General features: G+C 71.7%; 24 protein-coding genes. 3 read left to right on the top strand and 21 right to left on the bottom strand.

Features of this window, described 5'->3' with window-relative positions; genetic code table 11:
* The first annotated feature begins 102 nt into the window (after positions 1 to 102).
* Positions 103 to 942: an endonuclease I family protein gene (locus N6H00_RS36555; protein WP_268976160.1), complete on the top strand. Its 840-nt coding sequence runs from the start codon at positions 103 to 105 to the stop codon at positions 940 to 942.
* Positions 943 to 1,086: 144 nt separating this feature from the next.
* Here the strand turns inward: N6H00_RS36555 and N6H00_RS36550 are convergent, their stop codons facing one another.
* The 7 genes from N6H00_RS36550 to N6H00_RS36520 all read right to left on the bottom strand — a co-directional run bounded on the left by N6H00_RS36550 (position 1,087) and on the right by N6H00_RS36520 (position 10,160).
* Positions 1,087 to 1,323 carry a hypothetical protein gene (locus N6H00_RS36550; RefSeq protein WP_268976159.1) on the bottom strand — a complete coding sequence of 79 codons (237 nt, stop codon included), beginning with the start codon at positions 1,321 to 1,323 and terminating at the stop codon, positions 1,087 to 1,089.
* A gap of 155 nt (positions 1,324 to 1,478) precedes the next feature.
* A complete protein-coding gene (locus N6H00_RS36545; RefSeq protein WP_268976158.1) occupies positions 1,479 to 3,119 on the bottom strand; it encodes an MFS transporter in 1,641 nt (546 codons plus the stop codon).
* Positions 3,120 to 3,594: 475 nt separating this feature from the next.
* Positions 3,595 to 4,668 carry an Ldh family oxidoreductase gene (locus N6H00_RS36540; protein WP_268976157.1) on the bottom strand — a complete coding sequence of 358 codons (1,074 nt, stop codon included), beginning with the start codon at positions 4,666 to 4,668 and terminating at the stop codon, positions 3,595 to 3,597.
* A 20-nt stretch (positions 4,669 to 4,688) separates the two neighbouring features.
* Positions 4,689 to 6,401 carry a thiamine pyrophosphate-dependent enzyme gene (locus N6H00_RS36535; RefSeq protein ID WP_268976156.1) on the bottom strand — a complete coding sequence of 571 codons (1,713 nt, stop codon included), beginning with the start codon at positions 6,399 to 6,401 and terminating at the stop codon, positions 4,689 to 4,691.
* A 13-nt stretch (positions 6,402 to 6,414) separates the two neighbouring features.
* The gene (locus tag N6H00_RS36530; RefSeq protein WP_268976155.1) at positions 6,415 to 7,275 is read right to left on the bottom strand and encodes an amidohydrolase family protein; all 861 of its coding nucleotides are present in this window, start codon (positions 7,273 to 7,275) and stop codon (positions 6,415 to 6,417) included.
* Between the two features lie 173 nt (positions 7,276 to 7,448).
* On the bottom strand, positions 7,449 to 8,648 hold the full coding sequence (gene lhgO / locus N6H00_RS36525) for an L-2-hydroxyglutarate oxidase (RefSeq protein ID WP_268976153.1): 1,200 nt from the start codon (positions 8,646 to 8,648) through the stop codon (positions 7,449 to 7,451).
* A 60-nt stretch (positions 8,649 to 8,708) separates the two neighbouring features.
* On the bottom strand, positions 8,709 to 10,160 hold the full coding sequence (locus tag N6H00_RS36520; protein ID WP_268976152.1) for an aldehyde dehydrogenase family protein: 1,452 nt from the start codon (positions 10,158 to 10,160) through the stop codon (positions 8,709 to 8,711).
* A gap of 230 nt (positions 10,161 to 10,390) precedes the next feature.
* Between N6H00_RS36520 and N6H00_RS36515 the strand changes: the two genes are divergently transcribed.
* A complete protein-coding gene (locus N6H00_RS36515; protein WP_268976150.1) occupies positions 10,391 to 10,696 on the top strand; it encodes a putative quinol monooxygenase in 306 nt (101 codons plus the stop codon).
* Between the two features lie 60 nt (positions 10,697 to 10,756).
* Here N6H00_RS36515 and N6H00_RS36510 read toward each other — a convergent pair whose 3' ends face one another.
* From N6H00_RS36510 to N6H00_RS36470, 9 genes are all read right to left on the bottom strand, one after another.
* Positions 10,757 to 11,764: a methionine synthase II (cobalamin-independent)-like protein gene (locus tag N6H00_RS36510; protein WP_268976149.1), complete on the bottom strand. Its 1,008-nt coding sequence runs from the start codon at positions 11,762 to 11,764 to the stop codon at positions 10,757 to 10,759.
* A gap of 3 nt (positions 11,765 to 11,767) precedes the next feature.
* Positions 11,768 to 12,247, bottom strand: coding sequence for a GlcG/HbpS family heme-binding protein (locus tag N6H00_RS36505; RefSeq protein WP_268976148.1), 480 nt, complete (start codon positions 12,245 to 12,247; stop codon positions 11,768 to 11,770).
* Entirely contained in the window at positions 12,244 to 13,050 is an 807-nt protein-coding gene (locus tag N6H00_RS36500) for an alpha/beta fold hydrolase (RefSeq protein ID WP_268976147.1), read from the bottom strand. The genes N6H00_RS36505 and N6H00_RS36500 overlap by 4 nt, the downstream gene beginning before the upstream one ends.
* A gap of 25 nt (positions 13,051 to 13,075) precedes the next feature.
* Positions 13,076 to 13,447, bottom strand: a complete 372-nt coding sequence (locus tag N6H00_RS36495) for a VOC family protein (RefSeq protein WP_268976146.1) — start codon at positions 13,445 to 13,447, stop codon at positions 13,076 to 13,078.
* Positions 13,444 to 14,232 carry a fumarylacetoacetate hydrolase family protein gene (locus N6H00_RS36490; protein WP_268976145.1) on the bottom strand — a complete coding sequence of 263 codons (789 nt, stop codon included), beginning with the start codon at positions 14,230 to 14,232 and terminating at the stop codon, positions 13,444 to 13,446. Before N6H00_RS36490 ends, N6H00_RS36495 begins: the two co-directional genes overlap by 4 nt.
* Positions 14,233 to 14,238: 6 nt before the next feature.
* Entirely contained in the window at positions 14,239 to 15,696 is a 1,458-nt protein-coding gene (locus N6H00_RS36485; RefSeq protein WP_268976144.1) for an NAD-dependent succinate-semialdehyde dehydrogenase, read from the bottom strand.
* Between the two features lie 128 nt (positions 15,697 to 15,824).
* Positions 15,825 to 16,745, bottom strand: coding sequence for a VOC family protein (locus tag N6H00_RS36480; RefSeq protein WP_268976143.1), 921 nt, complete (start codon positions 16,743 to 16,745; stop codon positions 15,825 to 15,827).
* A 130-nt stretch (positions 16,746 to 16,875) separates the two neighbouring features.
* Entirely contained in the window at positions 16,876 to 17,793 is a 918-nt protein-coding gene (locus tag N6H00_RS36475) for a LysR family transcriptional regulator (protein ID WP_268976142.1), read from the bottom strand.
* A 116-nt stretch (positions 17,794 to 17,909) separates the two neighbouring features.
* Positions 17,910 to 18,467, bottom strand: a complete 558-nt coding sequence (locus tag N6H00_RS36470) for a carboxymuconolactone decarboxylase family protein (RefSeq protein WP_268976141.1) — start codon at positions 18,465 to 18,467, stop codon at positions 17,910 to 17,912.
* Between the two features lie 229 nt (positions 18,468 to 18,696).
* Between N6H00_RS36470 and N6H00_RS36465 the strand changes: the two genes are divergently transcribed.
* On the top strand, positions 18,697 to 19,101 hold the full coding sequence (locus N6H00_RS36465; protein ID WP_268976140.1) for a cupin domain-containing protein: 405 nt from the start codon (positions 18,697 to 18,699) through the stop codon (positions 19,099 to 19,101).
* Between the two features lie 62 nt (positions 19,102 to 19,163).
* Here the strand turns inward: N6H00_RS36465 and paaE are convergent, their stop codons facing one another.
* Genes paaE through paaA form a run of 5 tightly spaced genes read right to left on the bottom strand, consistent with a single transcriptional unit; the run spans position 19,164 to position 22,924 of the window.
* Entirely contained in the window at positions 19,164 to 20,282 is a 1,119-nt protein-coding gene (gene paaE, locus N6H00_RS36460) for a 1,2-phenylacetyl-CoA epoxidase subunit PaaE (protein WP_268976139.1), read from the bottom strand.
* Complete coding sequence (paaD, locus tag N6H00_RS36455) at positions 20,282 to 20,797, bottom strand: 1,2-phenylacetyl-CoA epoxidase subunit PaaD (protein ID WP_268976138.1); 516 nt, start codon at positions 20,795 to 20,797, stop codon at positions 20,282 to 20,284. The genes paaE and paaD overlap by 1 nt, the downstream gene beginning before the upstream one ends.
* A gap of 2 nt (positions 20,798 to 20,799) precedes the next feature.
* Positions 20,800 to 21,630 carry a 1,2-phenylacetyl-CoA epoxidase subunit PaaC gene (gene paaC, locus N6H00_RS36450; RefSeq protein ID WP_268976137.1) on the bottom strand — a complete coding sequence of 277 codons (831 nt, stop codon included), beginning with the start codon at positions 21,628 to 21,630 and terminating at the stop codon, positions 20,800 to 20,802.
* Between the two features lie 8 nt (positions 21,631 to 21,638).
* Positions 21,639 to 21,941 carry a 1,2-phenylacetyl-CoA epoxidase subunit PaaB gene (gene paaB, locus N6H00_RS36445; RefSeq protein WP_268976136.1) on the bottom strand — a complete coding sequence of 101 codons (303 nt, stop codon included), beginning with the start codon at positions 21,939 to 21,941 and terminating at the stop codon, positions 21,639 to 21,641.
* On the bottom strand, positions 21,938 to 22,924 hold the full coding sequence (gene paaA, locus N6H00_RS36440; RefSeq protein ID WP_268976135.1) for a 1,2-phenylacetyl-CoA epoxidase subunit PaaA: 987 nt from the start codon (positions 22,922 to 22,924) through the stop codon (positions 21,938 to 21,940). The genes paaB and paaA overlap by 4 nt, the downstream gene beginning before the upstream one ends.
* Between the last annotated feature and the right edge of the window lie 61 nt (positions 22,925 to 22,985).

The following is a 22,985-nucleotide window of genomic DNA, read 5'->3' as shown; positions in this document are numbered from 1 at the left end:
TCATGCGTGGGAGTCTCCCAGGGCTTACCCCTTGAACATACGTGCCCATGACGCCCCGTTGGCGGTCCGGGCACTCGTCTCGGAGAGGACACCCCCCACATCATGTCCACTCATCGCCCGCGCCGGTCACGGCGCATCTCCCTGCTGGCCGTAGTGGCCGCGGCCGGTATCGCCGTCCCCTCGGTCGCCGCCGCCGACACACCGGTCGCCCCGGTCGCATCGGACAACCACCGGCCCACGGCCGTACGGGTACTGGACGACACCTACTACCAGGACGCGCTGGGCAAGAGCGGCCAGGAGCTGAAGGCCGCGCTGCACACGATCATCAGCGAGCAGACCAAAGTGTCCTACAGCGAGGTCTGGGACGCTCTGAAGGCCACGGACGAGGACCCGGACAACCCGTCGAACGTCATACTCCTCTACTCCGGCCGCTCCCAGTCCAAGGACGAGAACGGCGGCAACGCCGACGACTGGAACCGCGAACACGTCTGGGCGAAGTCGCACGGCGACTTCGGCACCGCCACCGGGCCCGGCACCGACCTGCACCACCTGCGTCCGGCCAATGTCACGGTGAACAGCATCCGCGGCAACAAGGACTTCGACAACGGCGGCGAGGACGTGCCCGACGCCGCCGGCAACCGCACCGACGACGACTCCTTCGAACCCCGTGACCAGGTCAAGGGCGATGTCGCCCGGATGATCCTCTACATGGCCGTCCGCTACGAGGGAGACGACGGCTTCGCCGACCTCGAGCCCAACGACAAGGTCGACAACGGCTCCGCCCCCAACATCGGCCGCCTGTCGGTACTGAAGCAGTGGAACGACGAGGACCCGCCGGACGACTTCGAGAAGAACCGCAACCAGGTCATCTACGACAGCTTCCAGCACAACCGGAACCCGTTCATCGACCACCCCGAGTGGGTCGACTCCATCTGGGAGTGATCCACGGCCTCCGGGAGTGATCCACGGCGCCGCGCCCTGCCCCGGCGCACGACACCACCTCGTGCGCCGGGGCGGGGGCAGTTCGCCTTCGCGGGCATCGGCGGCCGGCCGATGCCCGCGGTGCTGACGCTCAGGCCCTCAGGCTCAGTCGTCCACGCACTTGGGGTACTTCGAGCCCCGGTTGCAGTCGTGGTAGTCGTACTTGCTGACCCGGAACTTCTTCTCCTCGCCCCCCTTGGTCGGATCGACGACCAGGTAGAACTTCTTCCCGTCCTTGACCTTGTCGGTGACCACCCCGTCAGGACCCCGGTCGAAGTCCTGCGCACACCCGGCGAGTGTGAGGGTGGTACAGGCCAGAAGGGCAAGGGCAAGGCGACGCATGTGGTGCTCCGATCAACGCGGGGATTGCAGACAGTGTAGGGGGCCGCGGATCATACCCGGGGCAGGGGTGGCGTTGCCTCCGGGCGTACGAAAATCCAGGTCACCTGGGGTGGATAGGAGGGCCGGGAACCACCACCCCGCACCGGCCGGCGAGCTCAGCTCACCTCGCCGGCCGCGACCGGCCCGGTGGCTCCGGCGGGGTGCGTCATCGCCTCGGCCGCCCCGCCGGTGCGTTGCGCGGACCGGGTGCGCACGCCGATCAGGACGAGGGCGACCACCGCGGCCACCAGCATGCCGATGCCGCCGACGAGGGCGCACGTGTGCAGCGCGTCGGTGAAGCTCGCGCCGTAGGCGGCCTGGGCCCGGCCGGTGGCCTCGGGCGTCTTCAGGTGCAGGAACGCGCCGGCCTGGATGCCGACATGCGACACCAGCCCGTCCACCTGCCCCTGGTCGGCGGCGCTCAGACCGGACCGGGCGAGATGTCCGGGCAGGGTGTCCAGGGTGCGGTTGGTGAGGATCACCCCGAAGACGGCGGGACCGAGGGCGCTGCCGATCTGGCGCAGGGCGCTGTTGGCGGCGCCGGCCGTTCCCGCCAGCCGGTGCGGCAGGCTGTTCACCGCGATGGTGGTGATCGGCGCGATGGCCAGCGCGATGCCGACGCCCAGCACCGCGATGACCAAGGCGGCTTCGCCGGTGCCGGTGGAGGCGTGGAAGAGGTTCACGCACAGCGCCCCAATGCCACCGACCACGAGGCCGGTGACCAGCAGCAGACCGGGCGAGGTCCGGGTCATCAGGCGGCCGACCAGGGGCCCCAGCACGACGGTGAAGCCGTTGATGGCGACCAGGCGCACACCGATGTCCCAGGTGGAGGCGTGGTGGACGAGCCCGAAGTACTCACTCAGCGCGAAGACGAGGCCGACCTGGGCGAACAGGGTGAGCGCCATCACGAGCGCGGCGCCGGAGAACGCCGAGGACGTGAACAGCCGCATGTCCAGCATCGGGCAGGGCGAGCGGAGTTCCACCAGGACGAAGGCCAGCAGACCGACGGCGGCCACCAGGAACGCGATCACGACCTCGGCCGCATCCCAGCCGGCGCCGCCGCCCTCGATGACGCCGTACACCAGACCCGTGATGGCGACGATGGCCAGGAGTTGCCCGGGGATGTCCAGGTGGCGTTCCCGCTGGGCACGGGACTCCGTGAGGACGAAGGCCCCGACCACGACCGTGACCAGACCGATGACCAGGGCGGGCAGGAAGATCCACCGCCAGCTCACATGCTCCACGATCACACCGTTGAACAGCGGACCGAGGGTCAGTCCGAGACCGAGGGAGGCCGTCCACAGGGCTATCGCTCTGGCGCGCTTGTGGTGGTCCGGACACACGTGGCTGATCAGGGCGAGCGTGGTGGGGAGCAGGGCGGCGGTGCCCACGCCGGTGAACGCCTGGCCCACGCAGACCTGCACGACGCCGTCCGCGGTCAGGCACACCAGGCAGCCGAGACAGAACAGGGCCAGACCGGCGAGCCAGGTCTTCTTGCGTCCGTACAGGTCGCCGACCATGCCGCAGGTCAGCAGCAGCGCCGCGGTCGGCAGGATGAAGGCGTCGGTGATCCATTGGAGTCCGGTGGTGGAGGCGTCGAGCGCCTGTTGCATGACCGGCAGGGCGACGGAGACACCGACGACCGGCAGATAGGAGACGAACACGCCCATGCAGGCCAGCACGATGGTGGCCGTGATGTGCCGGGACCCGGACGGTGGCGGCGCGGAGGAGGGTGTAGCGGGACTGATGGCCGACATGACACCTCGCAACGGTGACGTAAGGGGGGCGCGGAGACGGCGGCTGACGGCCCGTCGATTCCAGGCCGACGGGTGTGCATGGTCTGCCGCGGGGCTGACCACACCGGCTCGGTCATGTCGATTCCACGGTCCGGACCGGACCGTTCGCTGCGTGTTCGGCTCGAATCTCCATTGACGTAAGCCACATATGGTCAGGGAAACCGCTTGGACCGTATACCGGCCGAACCCCTTCGGAGATGCCCTGGGACCCGCAAACTAAGGTGAACGACGGTGACGGCTGGGCGGCCGTCCGAAGGCAGTGTCCCGGGCGGTGTCCCGGGCGGTGTCCCGGGCGGTGACGAAGGCATGACCGGTCTGCCTGGGCGGCCACGGCAGCCCAGGCAGACCGGTCATGGCAGGCGGCCCCAGGGACGGTCCGGGCGGGTGCACGCGGGTGGCCGCGCCCGCCCGGCAGCCCCCTCCCCCCGGCTGACGGCTAGCTCATGGCCTCCGGCAGCGCTATGCCCAGCCGCTCGGCCTGCCGCGTCAGCTCGCGCCACGCCTTCGGCGCCACGGGCACGCCCTGCTCGCCGCGCTCGGCGAGCACCGAGGCGCTGCGCTCACCGGGGTAGAACACACCGTCGGCGCCGTCCGCGACCGGCAGGGCCTTCAGGGTGTCCAGCGTGTCGTCGACCGCCGCGGTGAAGCCGTCCGGGTCGCCGAAGGCCGCCGGGTCGACGGCGATGAGCAGGGCGTTCTGCCGGTGCTTACGGCCCTCGGGGGCGTCCGAGTGGAACGCGGCGAAGATCGGCGCGCCGACCAGCACACTGGTCAGCAGCTCGAAGGCCAGCGACATACCGGCCCCCTTGGCGCCGCCCAGCGGCAGTGGCATGGCCGCCTTCTCCGGGTCGGTGGTCGGTGTCCCGTCCTCGGTGGCGGCCGCTCCCTCGGGCAGCGGGGTGCCGTTCGCCCTGGCCTGGCGGATCTTGCCGAGGGCGATGGTGGCGGTGGCCATGTCCAGCAGCAGCGGCGCCCGCTCGCGGGCCGGTACGGCGATGGCGAGCGGGCTGGTGGCCACGGCGGGGCCGCGGGCCCCGGGGTAGCCCATGTTGGGCATGCCGGCGACGAAACCGATGCCGACCAGGCCCCCTTCGGCGATCCTCGACACGTAGTAGCCGATCGCGCCGGTGTGGACGGTGCGCCGGACGCCCACGGAGGCGATGCCGGTGTTCCTGGCCCGGCGTACGGCCTCGTCGGCCGCGGCGCACAGCGCCACCGGACCGGGGGCGCGGTCGGCGTCGAGGACGGCGGCGGCCGGTGCGGTGGACTCCACCGTGATGTCGGCCTGGGCGTTGGCGACGCCCTTGGCGAGCAGCTCCAGGTAGGCGGGGACGCGGGCGACGCCGTGGGAGTCGACGCCGCGCAGCGCGGCCCAGACGAACACATCGGCGGTGGTGCGGGCCTGCTCGGGGCCCAGGCCGCCCTTCTCGAGGAGGGCGGCGGAGAAGGTGCGCAGATCCTCGGCTCGGACGCGGACTGGGCCCGGCTTGGGGCTCGGGGTGGCGGTCATGGTGGCGGATGCCTCCTGGGTCAGCGGGTGACGAGGACGTCGACGACGGCGGTGGTGCCCTCGGCCACGGCCTTGAGGGCGCGCTCCAGCGCGGGCGCGAGCGCGTCCGTGGTGTCGACGGTCTCGGTGTGCATGCCGAACGGCTCGGCGAACGGGGCGAGCCGGGGCAGCCGGTGCAGGTCGGTGCCGAGCCACTCGCCGGTCCCGGCGGCCGCGCCGTCGGGGTAGAACCTGCGGTGGTTGAGGTTCATCGACCGGTAACCGCGGTTGTTGAACACCACGATCAGCAGCGGCAGGCCGTACGCGTTGGCCGCGTCGTAGGACGGGATCACCGGGTTGTAGGTGAAGGCGCCGTCGCCGATGGTGAGGACCACCGGGCGGTCCCGGGCGGCGAGTTTGACGCCGAGCGCGACCGCCATGCCCTGACCGAGGCCGCCTTGCACATAGAAGTAGGAGTCCGGGGCGGACGTGCGCAGATGGCGTTTGACGACGCGGCTGTGGGTGATGGTCTCGTCGACGACGACGGCGTCGCGCCCGGCGAGGAGCCCCCGCAGGGTGGCGGCGACGAGCACCGGGTCGATGCCCTCGCCGGTCTCGGCGGCCTTCGCCTCCGCCCGCGCGATCGCGGTCTGTTCCGCGGCGTGCCGCTCCTCCTGTGCCGCGCGCCGGGCCGCTACCGCGGCGCCGTCGAGGTCCTCGGCCCGCTTGGCCAGCTGACGCAGGGTGTTGGCGGTGTTTCCCTCCAAGTACCGGTCGGCGTGGAGCACTTGGTAGGCGATATGCGGTCGCTGCGGCACCTGGTCGATGACCACCACCTGCGCCTTCACGGGCCGGCGGCTGGGCGGGTAGAACGGGGCGCGGCAGTTGACCAGGAGGATCAGGTCGGCCTCGGCCATCCACGGGCCGAGGTCCGAGCCCGCGTGCAGCGGGTGGCTGCGCGGGAAGTTGGCGCACACCGCCGAGTCCGGTTCGACCACCGGGATCTGCCACGCCTCGGCGAACGCGACGAGGGCCTCGTAGCCACCCGCTTCGCGCCCGGCCGTCTCGGTGACGACCACCGGGTTCCTCGCCTCGCGGATCATCCGCGCGACCGGCTCGACCTCCTCGGGCGAGCTGTGCGTGGAGCCGGGCCGGACGATCGGCTTGGCCTCGCGCCCGTCCCAGTCCTCCAGGAGGATTTCCAGCGGGATGTCGAGGTACACCGGTCCGGCGGGCGCCCGCCAGGCCAGCTCCGCCGCCCGCGTGATCATGGTGGGCAGGGTGTGCACGTCGGCGGCCTCGTTGGCCCACTTGGTGAACGGCTGGGCGACGCCGTGCGGGCCGCCCACGACGGACAGGTTGCGGTACCACTGCCCGCCCGGGTCCTGGCCGGGCCCGTCGCCGTACGTCGTGGACTCGGACGAGGCGACCACCATCGGGACGCCGGCCAGCAGCGCCCCGTGGACGGCCATGGAGCCCTGGAGCAGGCCCGGCGCCGCGTGCAGGAGAACGCCCTGCGGGCGGCGGGTGAGCAGTCCGTAGCCGGTGGCCATGCCCGCGGCGACGGTCTCGTGGGTGAGGTCCAGGTACCGCGGCGCGGGGATCCGGTCACGGTGGTGGCGGGCGAGCGACTCCCACACCGGGGCCCATTCGGACCCCGAGGAGCAGAAGAGGTAGTCGGCGCCGACGGCGTTGAAGGCGGAGACGACGGCGTCACCGCCGTCGACGCCCGGAGTGCTGGGGGTGTCCGTCATCTCTGGTGTGTCCTCAGCCCTCGACCGGCCAGTTCAGGACCTCGGCGATGCCCCGGCCCATGATCCATTCGAGTTCTTCGGGGGTGAAGTCCCAGTGCTTGGTGAACTGCTCGATGGTGTCGGTGTAGGTGATGCCGTGGCCGAGCAGGCGTGTGATGTCGGTGCCGTAGAAGCAGCGCCGAGCGCCCATCGTGTCGACCATCTCGCGCACGTACTTCTCGATGTTGTTGTTCGGGAAGGGCTGGGTGGAGTAGCCGGGGAGGGCCGAGACCTTGACGTAGATGTTGGGGTGCTCGTGCAGGTCGGCGGTCTCCTGGACCCAGTAGCCGATCGCGTCGTCGACGCAGCGGGCCATGATGCCCATGTGGTCGATGATGATCTTCAGTCCGGGGTGGCGGGCGGCGATCTCGCCCAGCTCGCGCTTCCAGATGGGGGCGTGGACCATCGTCGGGATGTCCAGCTCCTCGGCGACCGGCCAGTACCAGTCGTTGGTGCCGTCGATCATCCAGTTGCGGTCGATCGGGCGGTGGAAGGTGAGGCGGACGCCCTTCACATGCGGGTTCCGCGCGAAGTCCGCCAGCATGGCCTTGCCCTCTTCGGGCTTGTTCTGCGGAATACGGGCCATGATCCCGAAGCGGTCGGGGTGGGCCTCGCAGGCCTCCAGGGCGTAGTCGATGCGGTTGCCCTCCCAGGACGGCGGGAGGATCAGCGCCCGGTTGACGCCCGCCTCGTCCATCAGCTCCAGGGCCTCCTGGTACGAGAAGGGGTCCTCGCGGTGGCCGTTGAGGCGGATGCGCTCACGCGCACCGGGGACCCAGGGGCGGTCCGGGGTCTCTTCCTTCCAGATGTGGATCTGGGTGTCGACGACGAACATGCCGTTGCTTCTCTCTCTCGACGTCCTGCGCGGAGGATGTACTGCGGGGAAGGTGGTGCGGGGAGGTGGTATCGGGAGGTGGTGCGGGATCGACGTTAGGCGGGCCGCGGGGCCTTGCGGAGAGCTGGACGCGCAACCTGTTCTTGCGCGAAAAGCCGCTGTCAGCAGGGGATTCAGCCCGCGTCGAAGACGGTGTCGACGATGTGCTCGGCGATCGCGAGCGACGCCGTCGCGGCCGGCGAGGGCGCGTTGCGTACGGCCGTGATCCGGCCCATCCGATGGATGCGGAAGTCGTCGACGAGGGTGCCGTCGCGGTCGAGCGCCTGAGCGCGTACCCCGGCGCCGCCGCGCACCACGTCCCGGACACCGACGCCGGGCACGTACAGCCTGGCGTCCTTCATGAAGACCGCCGCGGAGAACGAGCCGCGGTACTCCCTGACGCCGGTGCGCCAGTGCTGTGCGGCCATCCGCCAGGCGCCGGGGTAGGCGGCCAGGCCGAACAGGTCGCGCGGGGAGACCCGGCCGCGCCGGTAGCCCTCTCTGGCCAGGGCCAGGACCGCGTTGGGCCCGACCTCCACGGTGCCGTCGACGCGAGGGGTGAAGTGCACACCGAGGAACGGGTAGCGGGGGTCGGGCACCGGGTAGAGGAGCCCGCGCACCAGGTCCGTCTTCTCCGGCCGCAGCAGCATGTACTCGCCCCGGAAGGGGACGATCTTCGGTTCCCGCCGGTCGTGGGCGAGCTTGGCGACGGTGTCCGAGTGCAGGCCCGCGCACAGGACCAGCCGGTGCACGCGCACCCGCTCCCGCCGCGAGGCGACCTCGATGCCGCCGGCCACACGGGCCAGGCCCGTCACCCGGAAGCCGAGCCGCACCTCTCCCCCGGACGCGGCGACGTCCTTGGCGAACTCCCGGGCGATCGCCGGGTAGTCGGTGATGGCGGTGCGCGGGGAGTGCAGGGCCGCGAGACCGCCGGCGTGCGGCTCGATCTCCCTGATCTCCTCCCGGGAGACCTTCCGCAGCTCGGGCACGTGATGGTCCTTGGCCCGCCGGTAGAGGTCGTGCAGGCGGCCGAGCTCGTCCTCGCGCACGGCCATCACCAGCTTGCCGATCTCGCGGTACGGCAGGTCGCGGTCCTGGCAGTACGCGCGCAGCAGGGCCACGCCGCGTACGGTCAGCCGCGCCTTGAGGCTGCCGGGCGGGTAGTAGATGCCCGCGTGCACCACCCCGGAGTTGTGGCCGGTCTGGTGGAGCGAGACCTCCCGCTCCTTGTCGAAGACCACGACACGGGTGCCGGGCCGGCGCAGCGCGATCTCCCGGGCGGTGGCGAGGCCCACGATGCCCGCGCCCACCACGCCGATCGTCTCGTCAGCCAACGTCCGCCTCCTTTCTGGCAGTCGGGTGTCTGGCGGTCGGGTGTCTGGCGGTCCGGTGCCCTACGCGCCGAAGTGGATCGCGACCGTCTTGACGCGGGTGTAGAAGTGGAGGGCCTCGGTGCCCTGCTCCTTGAAGGGCGAGCCGGAGTCGTGGAAGCCGCCGAAGGGGTGGTGGACGTCCCAGCCCGGGGTGGTCAGGTTCACCGCGATCTGACCGCACTCGGCCTCGTCGGCGAAGCGGTGGGCGGCGCCCAGGTCCCTGGTGAACACCGCTGCCGCGAGGCCGAAGTCCGAGTCGTTGACGGCCGCGACGGCCTCGTCGAACGAGTCGACGGCGCGCAGCGCGATCACGGGCCCGAAGACCTCCTCCCGCCAGATGGCCATATCGGCCGTCACGTCCGCGAGGACGGTCGGAGCGACGTAGCAGCCGTGGGCCAGGTCGCCCTCGGCCGGTACGTCACCGCCCGCGAGCACCGTGGCGCCCTGCGCGACGGCGCCCTCGATATGGGCGACCACGCCGTCCCGCTGACGGGCGCTCGACAGGGGGCCCATGCCCGTCCCCTCCGCGAGCGGGGCCCCGAGCCGCAGCCCGGCGACCTCGGCGAGCAGCAGCCGGGTGAACTCCTCGTAGGCGGAGCGCTCGACGATGACGCGGCTGGTGGCGGTGCAGCGCTGGCCGGCCTGGCCGAAGGCGGCGGCGACGACGGTCCTCGCGGCCTTCGGCAGGTCCGCGTCGGCGAGCACGGCGGAGGCGTTCTTGCCGCCCAGTTCGCCCTGGAAGCGGATGTTGCGGGCGGCGAAGGCGGTGCGCAGCCGGTCGCCGACCGCGTTGGAGCCGGTGAAGGTGACGGCGGCGATGCGCTCGTCACCGAGCAGGGCCTCGCCGATCCGCGGCGTATGCCCGGTGACGACGCCCAGGACACCGGCGGGCAGGCCCGCGCCGTGCAGCGCCCGCGCCAGGTGCAGGCCCGACACCGGGGTCTCGGTCGCGGGCTTGAGGACCGCGGTGTTGCCCGCGGCGAGGGCGGGGGCGAGCTTGCGGGCCGGGGTGATCAGCGGGTCGTTCCACGGCGTGATCGCCAGTACGACGCCGAGCGGCTCGCGCTGGGCGCTGGTGCGGGTGTCGGGGCGGATGTCGCTCAGGAGCGTGCCGTAGCCGCCGCGGCCGACGAGCAGACCGTAGTACTCCAGGAAGTCGGCGGCCTTGAGGGTCTCGCCGCGGGCCTCGGCGCGGGTCTTGCCGTTCTCCGTGGCGATGTCCTCGGCGATCGTGTCGGCGCGCTCGCGCAGCAGTCCGGCCGCCGTGGTGAGGATGGTGGCGCGCTCCAGGGGGCTGGTGCGCCGCCAGGTGGCGAAGGCGCGCTGGGCGTGGTCGTAGGCGCCGGTCACGTCGTCGGGGGTGAGCGCGGGGACGCGGAAGGCGGGCGTGCGCAGATCGGCCGGGTTCTGGACGTCGATCCACTCGCCGGAGGCCACCCACTCCCCGCCCACCAGGGTTTCCACGGAACGCATCAAGATCACTTCTTTCGCCGGTGTCGGCACCGGATGCCGGTGTCTGGAACCGGAGGTACGACACACCACACACGGCGCCCGCGGGCAGATCCGGGGAAGCAGTCATTGCTTGCGCGGCGTGCGGGCCCGCCGCCGCGATGATCTGTGCTGGAATCGACGGACTCGCTGAAGTGCACGTTCATGGTTGTCGTCAGGTGCTCGTCAGGTGTCGTGAGTTGCCGTCAGGTGTCGTGAGGGAGTCCCAGGCCATGGCCTACGCCGTCTTCGCCCACTACCGCTGTGCCGCCGCCGATGCGGCGACCGTGCGGGAGGCCCTGCTGACGATGCGGGAGCGCACCCGCCGGGAGCCCGCGAACGTGGCGTACGAGGTACACGCGGAGGCCGGACACCCGGGCGGCTTCGTGTTGTACGAGGTGTACGAGGACCGGGCGGGGTTCGACGCGCACGCGGCCGCGGACCACTTCCAGGAGTTGATCGTGGGGGTGGTGCGGCCGTTGCTGACCGAGCGGGAGGTGACGTTCGCCGAGGTTCTGTAGGTACGGCGCCGGGGGCCGGGAAGCGTCTCGTGGCGCTTCCCGGCCCTCGGCGCGTCCCGGTCAGAACTCGTTGCCCCAGATGTACCGGGCCACCGTCTCGACCAGGACGATTCTGCGGCGCTGGTCCTCGGCGGTGAGCAGCGGCCGGTCGGCGATGTCGGCGAAGCCACGGGAGGGCGCGACCGCCGCGTCCTCCAGGTCCTTCAGCTCGCCCGCCGCGTCCAGCCGGTCCAGGACCGGGTCGATGTCCGCCGGTCCGGAGGTGGCCGCGTCGACCACGCCGAAGCACACGTCGCGGTCCTCGGGCAGGGCGCGTACCAGGTCGAGTTCCGCGGCGGAGGCGTGCAGCAGCGGCAGGACCCAGCGGTCCGCGGGCACCTGCGTGTACAGCCGCTCGGCCTTGGCCCGGTCCACCGCGGCCGGGGCCACCGCGCCGGGGAAGACGCCGATGCGGACGCCCTCGGGCCGGGTGTCGAGGCGCACGGCGGGCGCGTCGACGGCGAGCGCGTCGGCGAAGGAGAGGGCGCCGACCGGTGTCTCCTCCGGGCCCGTCGCCGCGAGCAGCAGCGGGTTGTCGAGCTGGATCAGGCGGACCCCGGTGTCGACCAGGCGCGCGATCTCCGCCCGGATGATCTCGGCGAACGCCTCGCCCAGCTCCCGTGCGGAGGCCGGCCCCCGGGCCGCCGGGTCGTAGAGGGTGGCGGCGAGGTAGGAGGGGGCGGGCAGGGTCACCTTGGGCGCGATGACGGTCAGCTCGGTGAGGCGTCTGGCCCGGTCCGCGGCCAGGGGGCCGTCGGCCTTCGGCAGGGCCTCGGCCACCCAGACCGCGAGCCCGTCGGCGCCGGTCGCACCGGTGCGGCGCACCCCGCTGACGCCGTCGAGGACGACACCGCGGAAGTCCTCGTACGGGTAGCCGCCGTCGGTGACGACCGTGGAGCGCAGCGTGCGCTGGTACGCGACCGCCTCCACGATCGCCGCGTCCAGGGAGTCGGGGTCGCCGCGGTCCAGTCCCGCCGGCCGGACCAGACTGCCGTGGTGGTCGATGCGGTAGTTGAAGGTGTCCGCCATGGGTCACGCATCCTTTCCGGAGGGCGCGGCGGGCCGGCCGGACACGCCCCACGCCGCGAACTCCAGCTGGTAGCCGAGGGCCGCCAGCACGTCCTCAGCGATGGCCTGGTCCTCGTCGGCGGTGCCGCCGGCGATGCCGAGGCCACCGATGACCTCGCCGTCCTTCTTGATGGTGACGCTGCCCTCGGTCGCCATGATCGGCATGGCCGCGCCGGGGAGCTGGGAGAGCTGGGAGAAGAAGACGGGCTGGCTCTCCTGCCACGTCTTCAGCATCGCGCCGGGGCGCTGCATGACGGCCGCGGTGTAGGCCTTGGCGCGGGCGATGTCCGGTGTGAGCGGCCGGGCGCCGTCCGGGCGCCGTACGGCGACGACGAACCCGCCCGCGTCGACGACGGCGACGCTGACCGCCTTGCCGATGTCCTGGGCGCGCCGGTGCGCGGCGGCGATGATCTCCTCTGCGGCGTCGAGGGTGAGGGCGGTCATACGGTGTCCTTCGGTGCGGTGAGGGTGCGGCGCAGCCGGGCGAGGGCCGCGTTGTACGTGGCGGGCGCCTCCCAGTACAGGGAGTGCGGGGCGCCGGGGACGATCTCCAGGTGGGAGCCGGGGAGGAGTTCATGGGCGCGGGTGACGGTCTTGACGCTGAGCACCGCGTCCCGCTCGCCCGCCAGGAAGGCGACGCGGAGACCGGACCGGGCGATGTCGTCGAGCGAGGGGCCGTTGGTGTCGAGGTTGCGCAGGTCCCGCATCGTGGCCACGTTGAACGTGCCCATCTGCTGGAACAGGAAGGTGAGGTCGGCGCGCTCGGTCTGGAACCGCTGGGTCAGCAGCCGGTCGAGCACGGGCAGTTGGACGGCCTCGGCGCGGTCGGCGGCGGCGAGCTCCGTCAGCTCGGGGTGGCTGATGCCGCCGAGCGAGTGGCCGAGGACCACGGAGGAGACGCGTTCGGGGCGGGCGAGTGCGGCGCGCAGGGCGGCGACCGAGCCGATGGACTGGCCGACCAGCATCGCGTCGCGGAGGTCCGCCTCGTCGAGGACGGCGACGACATCACCGGGGAAGTCCTGCCCGTCGAACCCGGGCGGCGAGGAGCGCGGACGCGAAGGGGTGCCGGACTTGCCGAAGCCGCGCAGGTCGAGGGTGAGCACGGTGAACTCATCGCGCAGCGCGGCGACCTGCTGCCACCAGGCGGCGTGGTGGCCGCCGGAGCCGTGGACGAAGAGGATGGCCGGGCCGCTGCCGTGGCGCTCGTAGTAGATGGGTGTGCCGTCGTCGGAGTCGGCGTAGGGCATGGGAACAACTCCTCAGCGCTGCGGCTCAGTTGGGGCGCTTGGTGTGGTGGACGAGTTCGATCATGGTGTGGTCGGGGTCGTGGATGTAGCAGAACGTCGACTGGTTCTCGGGGCGCTGGATCGGGCGGGTGTGCCGGATGCCCAGCTCCTTCAGGTGGTCCAGGAACTCGTCCCAGTCGTCGACCTCGATGGCGAAGTGATAGGGCGCCATGCGCTCCATCTCCTCCACCGGGGTGAAGTGCAGGTCGAAGGTGCCCCGGGTCATCAGCACCACGCGGGTGTTGGACTTGGGCCGGATGCGCTTCATCCCGAAGACCTTCGCGTACCACTCGGCCGTCCGGTCGGGGTCGGTGGTGGGGAAGTTGACGTGGTGGATGTAGCGGGGTTCCCTGCTCATGGGTGGGTCCTTTCGGGAGGCTCTTCCAGGCGTACGGGGTTCGAGAGCACGCCGATGCCGCTGATCTCGACGTCGACGGTGTCCCCCGGCTCCAGCCGGCAGGTGGACTCCGCGCCCATCCACAGCACGTCGCCGGGGTGCAGGGTGAGGCGCCGGCTCATCTCGACGATGTAGTCGTACGGGTCGAAGACCATGTCGCCGGTGGGGAACTCGGCGCGGACCTCGCCGCCCACCCGCAGCGTGGTGGTCTGGGCGAGCGCGTCGACGTCGGTCTCGATCCAGGGGCCCATCGGCTTGAAGGTGTCGCTGTTCTTGGCGCGCCAGAGGGTGCGGTCCTGGTGCTGCCAGGTGCGGGCGCTCACATCGTTGCCGATCGTCCAGCCGAAGATCCCCGCACGCGCCTGGTCGTACGAGGCGTGCCGCAGGGTCGTCCCGATGACGGCGACGAGTTCCGGCTCGGCCTCGAACCGGCCGGTCACCTCACGGGGCTTGAGGATGGGCGAGCGGTGGCCGGTGAGCGCGTTGTTGGCGCGGTAGCCGATCTCGGGGCGCCCGGGTGTCCCGGCGCCCGCGTGGGCGATGTGCCGGGGGTAGTTGAAGCCGACGGCGTAGAAGACGGGCGGGAGCACCGGGGGAAGCCACCGGACCCCGGCCACCGGCACGGCGCCCGTGACCGGGGTCCGCGACGGGCTCTCCAGCGGGGAGGCGGAGAGCAGTTCCACGGTGTCGCCGGCGACGCGCCCCCAGCGGGCGCACCCGCCGACCTCCACTCGCGCGTATCGCATGGCGGTTCAGCCCGCCAGCAGGTGGGAGACGCGCTTGGTGACGAGATAGGCGTCGAGGGCCTCCGGGCCGCCTTCCCTGCCGTAGCCGCTCTCCTTGACGCCGCCGGACGGCGCCTCGTGGACGGAGCCGCCGCAGTGGTTGATGGAGAGGATGCCGGCCTCGAGCTCCGCGGAGAGCCGCTCCGCGGTGGCGGCGGATTCGGTGAAGCCGTAGGCGGCGAGCCCGTAGGGAAGGGAGTTGGCGACCGCGAGCGCCTCGTCCAGTTCGCTGAACGGCACGATCGGCGCGAGCGGCCCGAACGGCTCCTCGCTCATCATCAGCGCGTCCTCGGGTACGTCGGTGAGGACGGTCGGCGCGAAGAAGTAGCCGGCCCGGTCGGGGCGCCGACCGCCGGTGCGCACGGTCGCGCCGCGCCGCACCGCGTCGGCGGTCAGGCGCTCCACGGCGGTCAGCCGGCGCTCATTGGCCAGCGGCCCCATCGTGGTGCCCTCATCGAGGCCGTCGCCGACCACGACCGCCTCGGCCGCCTTCACGAACTCGGCGGTGAAGTCCTGCAAGCGGCTTTCGTGGACGAGGAAACGGCTGGGCGAGGTGCACACCTGGCCCGCGTTGGCGAACTTGGCCCGAGCGGCCCGGCGCGCGGCCCGCGCCGGGTCGGCGTCCGCGCAGACGATGACCGGGGCGTGGCCGCCGAGCTCCATCAGGGACGGCTTCATGACGTTCCCGGCGGCCGCGGCGAGCAGCTTGCCGACCGGTACCGAGCCGGTGAACGCGATGAGGCGGATGACCGGCGAGGCGATCAGATGGGCGGAGACCTCGGCCGGTTCGCCGAAGACGAGGTTGAGGACGCCGTCCGGGAGTCCCGCGTCGGCGAAGCAGCCCACCAGGGCGGCGGCGGTGGCGGGGGTCTCCTCGGACGCCTTGAGGACGATCGAGCAGCCGGCGCTCAGCGCCGAGGAGATCTTCCTCAGGGGGCCGCCCGCCGGGAAGTTCCACGGCACGAACGCGGCGACGGGGCCGATGGGCTCGCGGCGGACGGTCAGCAGGGTGCCGGGGGCGGACGGGATGACGCGGCCGTACGCCCGGCGGGCGTCGTCGGCGTGCCAGCGCAGCGTGTCGGCCACGCGGCGCGCCTCGCCGGTCGCCTCCGTCAGCGGCTTGCCCTGCTCCAGGGTCATCACCCGGCCGATCTCCGCGGCACGCCGGGTGAGCAGGTCGGCGGCCTGGTGGAGGATCGCGGTGCGCTGCGCGACGGGGGTGTCGCGCCAGATCCGGAAGCCGCGCCGGGCCGCTTCGAGGGCGTCGTCGAGGTCGGCCGGGGTGGCGAGCGGGACGGTGCCGATGATCTCCTCGGTGGCGGGGTTGACGACGGGGGCGGTGTGCTGGGCGCCGGATTCGCGCCATGCGCCGCCGATGTACATGCGGACGGCGGGGTAGCCGCGGGGGTCGGTCCGGGTGGTCATGGGGCGGTGCCCTTTCTGCGGGGCCTCGGCGCCGTTGCCGGCCGAGGTGTCGTTGGCGGCTGTGACGCCGCCGTCGTGGCGGGTCGCGCCCGCGCGGCGGAGCCGCGTCGCGATGTGGTCCCGCGCCCTCAGGGAGCGGACGGCGCCTCGGCGTCACGGTTGGTGCGCAGGGACCAGATCGTGTGCGGCGGAGCCGTGGCGTGCCGGCGGGTCCGGTACGAGGCATCGACCCGGTCCATGTCGCAGGCGTACTCCACGCGCCCGCCGCACGGGGCGTGCAGGAAGCGGAAGATGTTGGAGCCGATGGTGTGCCGGCCCAGCTTGCGGGCCTCGCGCCAGCCCTTGTCGATCATGTTGTTGCCGCCCTCGATGACGTCGTCGACGCCCGGGACCTCGAACGCGACGTGGTTGATCCCGGCCTTGTCGGGTCGGTGGCAGAGCAGGAACGTGTGCTGGTCGTCGTCGCCGGGTGCCTGAAGGAAGACGCCCATGGGTTCGACGATGTCGGTGGGGCGGAAGCCGAGCCGGTCGGTGTAGAAGGCGACCGCCCGCTCCCGGCCGGCCTTGGGGATGTTGAGGGCGACGTGGCACATCCGCAGCGGCCGGACCTGCCCGACCAGCTCCAGCGGGGCGTTCCAGCGGCCCACGCTGCCACAAGAGTTGGACGGGCGCGGGGTGATGTCCAGGGGGCGGGGCCGGGCGAGGGTGAGCCCGACGCCGAAGCCGGTCTCGTCGACCGTGTGATGGACGCCGTCCGCGCTCCTGCGGACCGTGCGGTCCGTGCCGACCTCCGCGACCAGACGGTCGAGTTCGGCGGCGGTGTCCACACCCCAGACGATCTCGCGGAGGGTCGGGCCGGGTTCGACGGGCGGCGGGAGCAGCGGGCCCGGCACGGTGTCCAGGTGGACGGTCTGCGCCGCGCGTGTCTCCAGCACCGCGTGTTCGCCGGTCCGTTCCACCAGGAAAAGGCCGAAATCCTCGAAGAACCGCACAGCTTCTTCGAGAACCTCGATGCCGTAGGTGACCGACTCCATGCGCTGAATCCCCATCGATTCCTCACTTCAGATCTTTTCCCCCGGCGATCGTAGATTTGCCGGACCGGCCGCCTCAACGGCCCTGCCGTGCAGGGTCCGCAATCCTTGCTTGCGCGCTTCGTCACACCGGACCTGACCGTTTGGCTCAGCCGCCGGTGACGATTCTCGGAATGGGGTTCTCGGAGAACCATTCGGTGAGGAAGCCGAGAAACACCGCGATCTTCCGTGGGGTGGTCCGGCCCGGTCCGTAGATGGCGAACAACGGCCGGTCGGGGACGCCGAGCTCCGGCAGCAGCACGCGCAGCGCGCCGGAGAGCAGGTCGTCGTAGGCGGGGCGCTGCGGGAGCAGCCCGATGCCGCGGCCGTGCACGGCGGCCTTCTGCAGGGCGATGTAGGAGTTGGACGAGAAGGCCACGTTGCGGATCTTGTGCAGCGTCGACGAGGGGCCGTGCCCGATCCGCCACAAGGGATCGTTGACGTGCACGAGGCAGTCGTGGGCGGCGATCTCGTTGGGTCCGGTGAGCTGTCCGTGCCGCTCCAGGTATTCCGGCGCGGCGCACAGCACGAAAGGCAGCGAGGCGATCTTTTTCAGCCGCACCCCGGAATCCCTGAGGTCCCGGGTGTGGAACGCCACGTCGAATCCGCTGTCCAGAAAGTCGTACGTCCGGTCGGACATGCCGCCGAGTTCGAAACGCACCTGGATCTTCGGATAGGCCGCGGAAAAGGCCGCGATGGCGTCGCCCAGGTCCAGACTGCCGATCCATTTCGGGCAGATGATGCTGAGCGCCCCTTCGGCCCGGTCGTGGAGCTGGGCTATGGAGGCGTCCTCCGCCGCTATTTCATCGAGTATGCGGGTGCAGAACTCGGCATAGCGCAGGCCCTGTTCGGTCAGGCTCACCGAACGGGCCGTGCGATGGACGAGCCGGACGCCCACCTGCCGCTCCAGTTCGGCCACATGCCGCGACACCAGCGAGCCCGATGAACCGAGCTTCTTGGCGGCCCCGTTGAAGCTGCCGTTCCGGGCGACGGTGACGAAGCTGTGCATGAGCAGCAGGCGGTCCATGACCCCTCCGGATCGGTGGTGCGAATGGCGCTCAAGGTAAGGCGGACCTTACTGACTTTGTCAACCTTCTTGCCGCCAAGAAGGTCAACGATCTTCTCGGCCGCCGTCGGTGTGCCTCACGTCCGGTCGCCGCCGTCGGCCACCCGCCGGTAGCCGCGGATGTCGGGGAACGGGGGTGCCGTGTCCGGCTGGAGATCCACCTGGAAGGCGTTGAGGCACATACTCAGCATGGTGAAGTTGCCGAGCGCGCCGATGGTGTCGACCAGGCCGCGCGGGCCGAAGTGCTCCAGGGCGCGGGCGAAGGTCGCGTCGGAGACGAAATGGTCCTCCAGCACCTCCCGGCAGAAGGCGTAGAAGGCGGCGTCGGCGGCGTCCTCGAAGTGGGCCTCGCGCTTCTCGGCGATCGCCTCGACGGCGGCCCGGGGGATGCCCGCCTCGACCGCCTGGTGCACATGGGCGTTCCAGGAGTACTGGGCGTCCCAGGTGCGGGCCGCCATCAGCAGCGCCAGTTCCCGCAGACGGCGGGGCAGGGAGCAGTCGAAGCGGGCGAACGCGCCGAGTGAGTCGGCCCGTTCGGCCATCTCGGGGCTGTGCAGCCACACCCGGAACGGGCCGCGTACGGCACCGCGCCGCCCCGCGATCCGGGCGGCCAGCTCCTTCTGGCGCGGGGTCATGTCGTCTTCACCGAGAACGGGGAGCCTCATGGCCGGAAATCCGCCTTCGCATCCAGGCACGGTCCGGTCGCACCGTGCGACGGTGGCCGACCGTACCCCCCGACACCGCCCTTCCCACCCCTCCGGGAACGCAAGGTAAAACTGCGCGCCGGGCGGCATCCCCCGACGGCGGCGGGCTTCTAACCTCGGTCGTCGCAACCCGCCGATACACACGATGGGGGAACCCCGGATGACCACCATCATCAAGGCCGCCGACGTCCCACTCCTCGACCGCGGCGGGGCCGTGGTGACGACCCCGCTGATCACCACGCCGTCCGCAGGCGGCGAGAACAGGATCACCAGCGGTATGAGCGTCTATCCGGTCGGCTCCGGCGCCCCGCTGCACTCGCACAACTGCGACGAGCACGTCACGGTCCTCGACGGGGAGGCCGAGGTCGTGGTCGACGGCGAGGTGACGAAGCTGACCCGGTTCGACACCACCTACGTCCCCTCCCCCGTCCCCCACCTGTTCCGGAACATCGGGGACCGGCCGCTGCGCATCCTGTGGGTGTACTCGTCGGGGCGGGTGACCCGGACGTTCACCGCGACCGGCAGGACGGTGGAGCATCTGTCGGCCGAGGACCGGATGGGCTGAGGGCCGGATGGACCGAGGACCGGATGGGCTCAAGGCGCCCCCCTTCGGCCGGCCCGGCGACCTCAGCTGTCGAAGTCGACGGTCAGGGTGTCGGAGACCGGGAAGGTCTGGCAGGTCAGCACATAGCCCGCGGCGACCTCGGCCGGTTCCAGCGCGTAGTTGCGGCGCATATCGGCCTCGCCCTGGGTGACCCGGGCACGACAGGTGCCGCAGACGCCGCCCTTGCAGGCGAAGGGCAGGTCGGGGCGGATACGCGAGGCCGAGTCCAGGACGGTGGCCTCGCGGGAGAGCGCGGATGTGGTGGAGCGCCCGTCCAGGACGACGGTGACCTCGCTGACCGGTCCGTCGGCCCGGGGCTCCTCCCGGCGCACGGCTCCCACCGGCTCCTCGCCGGCGAAGAACAGCTCCTGGTGGATCCGGTCGTCCGGGACCCCCAGTCCGGCCAGCACCCGCTGGGCGTCGCGGACCATGCCGTGCGGGCCGCACAGCCACCAGTGGTCGGCGTCGGCGACGTCGACCAGACCGTCGATGAGCGCAGCCAGCCGGTCTGCGTCCAGGCGGCCGCTCAGCAGCTCGGCCTCGCGCGGTTCGCGGGAGAGCACGTGCGCGAGCTGGAACCGGGCGGGGTAGAGGTCCTTCACATCGGCCAGCTCGTCGGCGAACATCACCGAGTCGGTGCGGCGGTTGCCGTAGAAGAGGGTGACCCGGGAGTCGTCGTCGGCGGCCAGGACGGACTCGGCGATGGAGAGCATCGGTGTGATGCCCGAGCCGGCCGCGATGAGCACATGGTGGCCGGGCTCGGTCAGATCGGGGGTGAAGGCGCCGACCGGGGCCATCACCTCGACGGTGTCACCCGGCCCGACCTCATGGACCAGCCAGGAGGAGAACAGCCCGCCGGGCACCACCCGGACGCCGATCCGGGGCCGGGCGCCTGCCGGGGCACAGATCGAGTACGAGCGCCGCTCGTCCCGTCCGTCCACCTGGCGCCGGAGCGTGAGGGACTGGCCGGGCGCGAAGGCGAACTCCCCCGCCAGCTCGTCGGGTATGTCGAAGCTCACCGCGACCGCGTCCTCGCACAGCCGCTCGACCGCCGCCACCCGCAGTGGGTGGAAGGCCGGGCGGCGGCGGGTGCGCCGCACCGTGACGGGGGCCTCGGTGCCGGGGGCCAACAGGTCCTCCATCAGATCTCCTTGACGTACTCGAACGGTTCGCGGCAGGCGCGGCAGCGCCACAGCGCCTTGCAGGAGGTGGCGCCGAAGCGGGAGGTCTCCTCGGTGTCCGTGGCGCCGCAGCGCGGGCACGGCACCACGCGCCGGGTGGCGGACAGGACCAGCGGTACCGGGCCGGGCGCCGGGCGTGGCGCCGGTCCGGGGGGCGCGATGCCGTGTTCGGCGAGCTTGCGGCGCCCCTCGGGGGTGATCCAGTCGGTGGTCCACGGCGGGTCGAGGACCGTGCGCACCTCCACCCGCCGGTAGCCGGCGTCCTTCAGCCGCGCGGCCACCTGGGCGCGCATCTCGGACATGGCCGGGCAGCCGGAGTAGGTCGGCGTGAGGTCGGCTATGACCGTGCCGTCGGGTGTCACCGTCACCTCGCGCAGCACACCGAGGTCGGCGAGGGTGAGCATGGGCAGTTCGGGGTCGGGCACCCGCGCGGCGATGTGCCGGGCGCGCCGTGCGTCGGTGAGGACGGTCGGCATGGTCACCACGCTGCCTCCGGGTGGGCGCGGGCCACGCTCTGGAGTTCCGCCAGCAGCGGGGCCAGATGCCCGGTGTGGTCGCCCTCGCGTCCACAGCCGGCGGCCGGCGGCGCGTCCGGCAGGGGCAGCCCGGTGGCCTCGCCGACCTGCCGCAGCACGGCGAGGACCTCCGTCTCGGCGTCATGGGCGGCGAACAGCTCGCCCAGGTACGGCGCCATGTGTGCCAGAGCGGCCCGCATCCTGCGGTGGGATTCCGCGGTGCCGTCACCGAGCCGGACGGCCCACTCCGCCGCGTACTGCCGGTGGTACGTCAGCTCCTTCACGCCCTTGGCGGCGACGGCGGCGAGCACCGGGTCGGAGGCGGCCGTGAGCCGTCCGAAGTGGGCCAGCCGCCAGCTGGAGAACACCAGCAGCCGGGCGATGGAGAACGCGAAGTCGCCATTGGGGAGTTCGGCCAGGCGGACGTTGCGGAAGTCGTCCGCGTCGCGGAAGTACGCGTAGGCGTCCTCGCCGCGTCCGGTGCCGTCGACCTGTCCGCAGCGGGCGTACAGCAGGCGGGCCTGGCCGAGCAGGTCGAGTCCGATGTTGGCGAGCGCCACCTCCTCCTCCAGCTCCGGTGCGCGGGTGGTCCACTCGGCCAGGCGCTGGGCCGTGACCAGGGCGTCGTCGCCGAGTGCCAGACAGAGCGCGGCCAGCTCCGCCCGGTCGACACCCTCGGGAACGGCGGTGCTCACCCCGTGCAGCGGGTCCTCGAAGCCGGTCCCGAAGGCCCAGCGGGCGTCGCCGTCCGCGTGTTCCTCGGCCAGGGACAGGTAGACGTGGTCGTCGCTCATGCCTGCTCCTAGATGTGCGGGACGTCGTCGGGGATGTCGTAGAAGGTGGGGTGCCGGTAGACCTTGTCGGCGCTGGGGTCGAAGAAGGGGTCCTTCTCGTCGCGGGTGGAGGCGGCGATGTGCTCGGAGCGCACCACCCAGATGCTCACGCCCTCGTTGCGCCGGGTGTACAGGTCGCGGGCGTGGGTGAGGGCCATCCGGTCGTCGGCGGCGTGCAGGGAGCCGACGTGGACGTGGTTGAGTCCGCGCTTGCCCCGCACGAAGACCTCGTACAGCGGCCAGTCGCCCTTCGTCGTCCGCGGGTCGCTCATGCCGCCGCTCCCTTCCGTGTCCTTGCGGCCTGCTTGGCGGCGTGCGCGGCGGCCGCCTCGCGCACCCAGGCGCCCTCCTCGTGCGCGGCCTTGCGGCGCGCCATGCGTGCGGTGTTGCAGGGCCCGTCGCCGCTGATCACCCGCTTGAGTTCGGCCCAGTCGGGGGTGCCGAAGTCGTGCCGGCCGCGTGCGGCGTTCCAGCGCAGCTCCGGGTCGGGCAGGGTCACGCCGAGCTTCTCGGCCTGCGGCACGGTCATGTCGACGAACCGCTGGCGCAGCTCGTCGTTGCTGTGCCGCTTGATCTTCCAGGCCATGGACCGGGCCGAGTTGGGCGAGTCGTCGTCGGGCGGGCCGAACATCATCAGGGACGGCCACCACCAGCGGTCGACCGCGTCCTGGACCATCTCGCGCTGGGCGTCGGTGCCGCGCATCATCGTCATCAGCAGCTCATAGCCCTGCCGCTGGTGGAAGGACTCCTCCTTGCAGATGCGCACCATGGCGCGTGCGTAGGGGCCGTAGGAGCTGCGGCACAGGGGCACCTGGTTGCAGATGGCGGCGCCGTCCACGAACCAGCCGATGACGCCGACGTCGGCGAAGGTCGGGGTGGGGTAGTTGAAGATCGATGAGTACTTCTGGCGCCCCTCGATCAGCCGCTGGGTGAGGTCCGCGCGGTCGGCGCCCAGCGTCTCGGCCGCCGAGTACAGATAGAGCCCGTGGCCGGCCTCGTCCTGGACCTTGGCGAACAGGATCGCCTTGCGGCGCAGCGACGGGGCGCGGGTGATCCACTCGCCCTCCGGCTGCATGCCGATGATCTCGGAGTGGGCGTGCTGGGCCACCTGCCGGATCAGGGTCTTGCGGTAGCCGTCGGGCATCCAGTCGCGCGGCTCGATCCGCTGGTCGCGGGCGATCGTCTCGTCGAAGCGCTCCTGGAGTCCGGGCGGCGCGCCGTCCACCGCTGACGAGCCGGTCTGCCGTGCAGTCATCCCTACCACCTATCCCAACCGACCATTCGTTCGGTACATGATATGCCGAGCCTCCTTGGTT

Origin of the sequence: Streptomyces sp. S465, from assembly GCF_026898115.1 — a bacterium.
Classification (GTDB): domain Bacteria; phylum Actinomycetota; class Actinomycetes; order Streptomycetales; family Streptomycetaceae; genus Streptomyces; species Streptomyces luomodiensis.
Note: the sequence above shows the minus strand (reverse complement) of the source record. Positions and strands in the feature narration are given on the sequence as shown.

Excerpts from the sequence above, each read along its gene's own strand:
- N6H00_RS36555 (WP_268976160.1), top strand. The coding sequence starts at position 103 with ATGTCCACTCATCGCCCGCGCCGGTCACGGCGCATCTCCCTGCTGGCC.
- N6H00_RS36550 (WP_268976159.1), bottom strand. The coding sequence starts at position 1,323 with ATGCGTCGCCTTGCCCTTGCCCTTCTGGCCTGTACCACCCTCACACTC.
- N6H00_RS36545 (WP_268976158.1), bottom strand. The coding sequence starts at position 3,119 with ATGTCGGCCATCAGTCCCGCTACACCCTCCTCCGCGCCGCCACCGTCC.
- N6H00_RS36540 (WP_268976157.1), bottom strand. The coding sequence starts at position 4,668 with ATGACCGCCACCCCGAGCCCCAAGCCGGGCCCAGTCCGCGTCCGAGCC.
- N6H00_RS36535 (WP_268976156.1), bottom strand. The coding sequence starts at position 6,401 with ATGACGGACACCCCCAGCACTCCGGGCGTCGACGGCGGTGACGCCGTC.
- N6H00_RS36530 (WP_268976155.1), bottom strand. The coding sequence starts at position 7,275 with ATGTTCGTCGTCGACACCCAGATCCACATCTGGAAGGAAGAGACCCCG.
- N6H00_RS36520 (WP_268976152.1), bottom strand. The coding sequence starts at position 10,160 with ATGCGTTCCGTGGAAACCCTGGTGGGCGGGGAGTGGGTGGCCTCCGGC.
- N6H00_RS36510 (WP_268976149.1), bottom strand. The coding sequence starts at position 11,764 with ATGGCGGACACCTTCAACTACCGCATCGACCACCACGGCAGTCTGGTC.
- N6H00_RS36505 (WP_268976148.1), bottom strand. The coding sequence starts at position 12,247 with ATGACCGCCCTCACCCTCGACGCCGCAGAGGAGATCATCGCCGCCGCG.
- N6H00_RS36500 (WP_268976147.1), bottom strand. The coding sequence starts at position 13,050 with ATGCCCTACGCCGACTCCGACGACGGCACACCCATCTACTACGAGCGC.
- N6H00_RS36495 (WP_268976146.1), bottom strand. The coding sequence starts at position 13,447 with ATGAGCAGGGAACCCCGCTACATCCACCACGTCAACTTCCCCACCACC.
- N6H00_RS36490 (WP_268976145.1), bottom strand. The coding sequence starts at position 14,232 with ATGCGATACGCGCGAGTGGAGGTCGGCGGGTGCGCCCGCTGGGGGCGC.
- N6H00_RS36485 (WP_268976144.1), bottom strand. The coding sequence starts at position 15,696 with ATGACCACCCGGACCGACCCCCGCGGCTACCCCGCCGTCCGCATGTAC.
- N6H00_RS36480 (WP_268976143.1), bottom strand. The coding sequence starts at position 16,745 with ATGGGGATTCAGCGCATGGAGTCGGTCACCTACGGCATCGAGGTTCTC.
- N6H00_RS36475 (WP_268976142.1), bottom strand. The coding sequence starts at position 17,793 with ATGGACCGCCTGCTGCTCATGCACAGCTTCGTCACCGTCGCCCGGAAC.
- N6H00_RS36470 (WP_268976141.1), bottom strand. The coding sequence starts at position 18,467 with ATGACCCCGCGCCAGAAGGAGCTGGCCGCCCGGATCGCGGGGCGGCGC.
- N6H00_RS36465 (WP_268976140.1), top strand. The coding sequence starts at position 18,697 with ATGACCACCATCATCAAGGCCGCCGACGTCCCACTCCTCGACCGCGGC.
- paaE (WP_268976139.1), bottom strand. The coding sequence starts at position 20,282 with ATGGAGGACCTGTTGGCCCCCGGCACCGAGGCCCCCGTCACGGTGCGG.
- paaD (WP_268976138.1), bottom strand. The coding sequence starts at position 20,797 with ATGCCGACCGTCCTCACCGACGCACGGCGCGCCCGGCACATCGCCGCG.
- paaC (WP_268976137.1), bottom strand. The coding sequence starts at position 21,630 with ATGAGCGACGACCACGTCTACCTGTCCCTGGCCGAGGAACACGCGGAC.
- paaB (WP_268976136.1), bottom strand. The coding sequence starts at position 21,941 with ATGAGCGACCCGCGGACGACGAAGGGCGACTGGCCGCTGTACGAGGTC.
- paaA (WP_268976135.1), bottom strand. The coding sequence starts at position 22,924 with ATGACTGCACGGCAGACCGGCTCGTCAGCGGTGGACGGCGCGCCGCCC.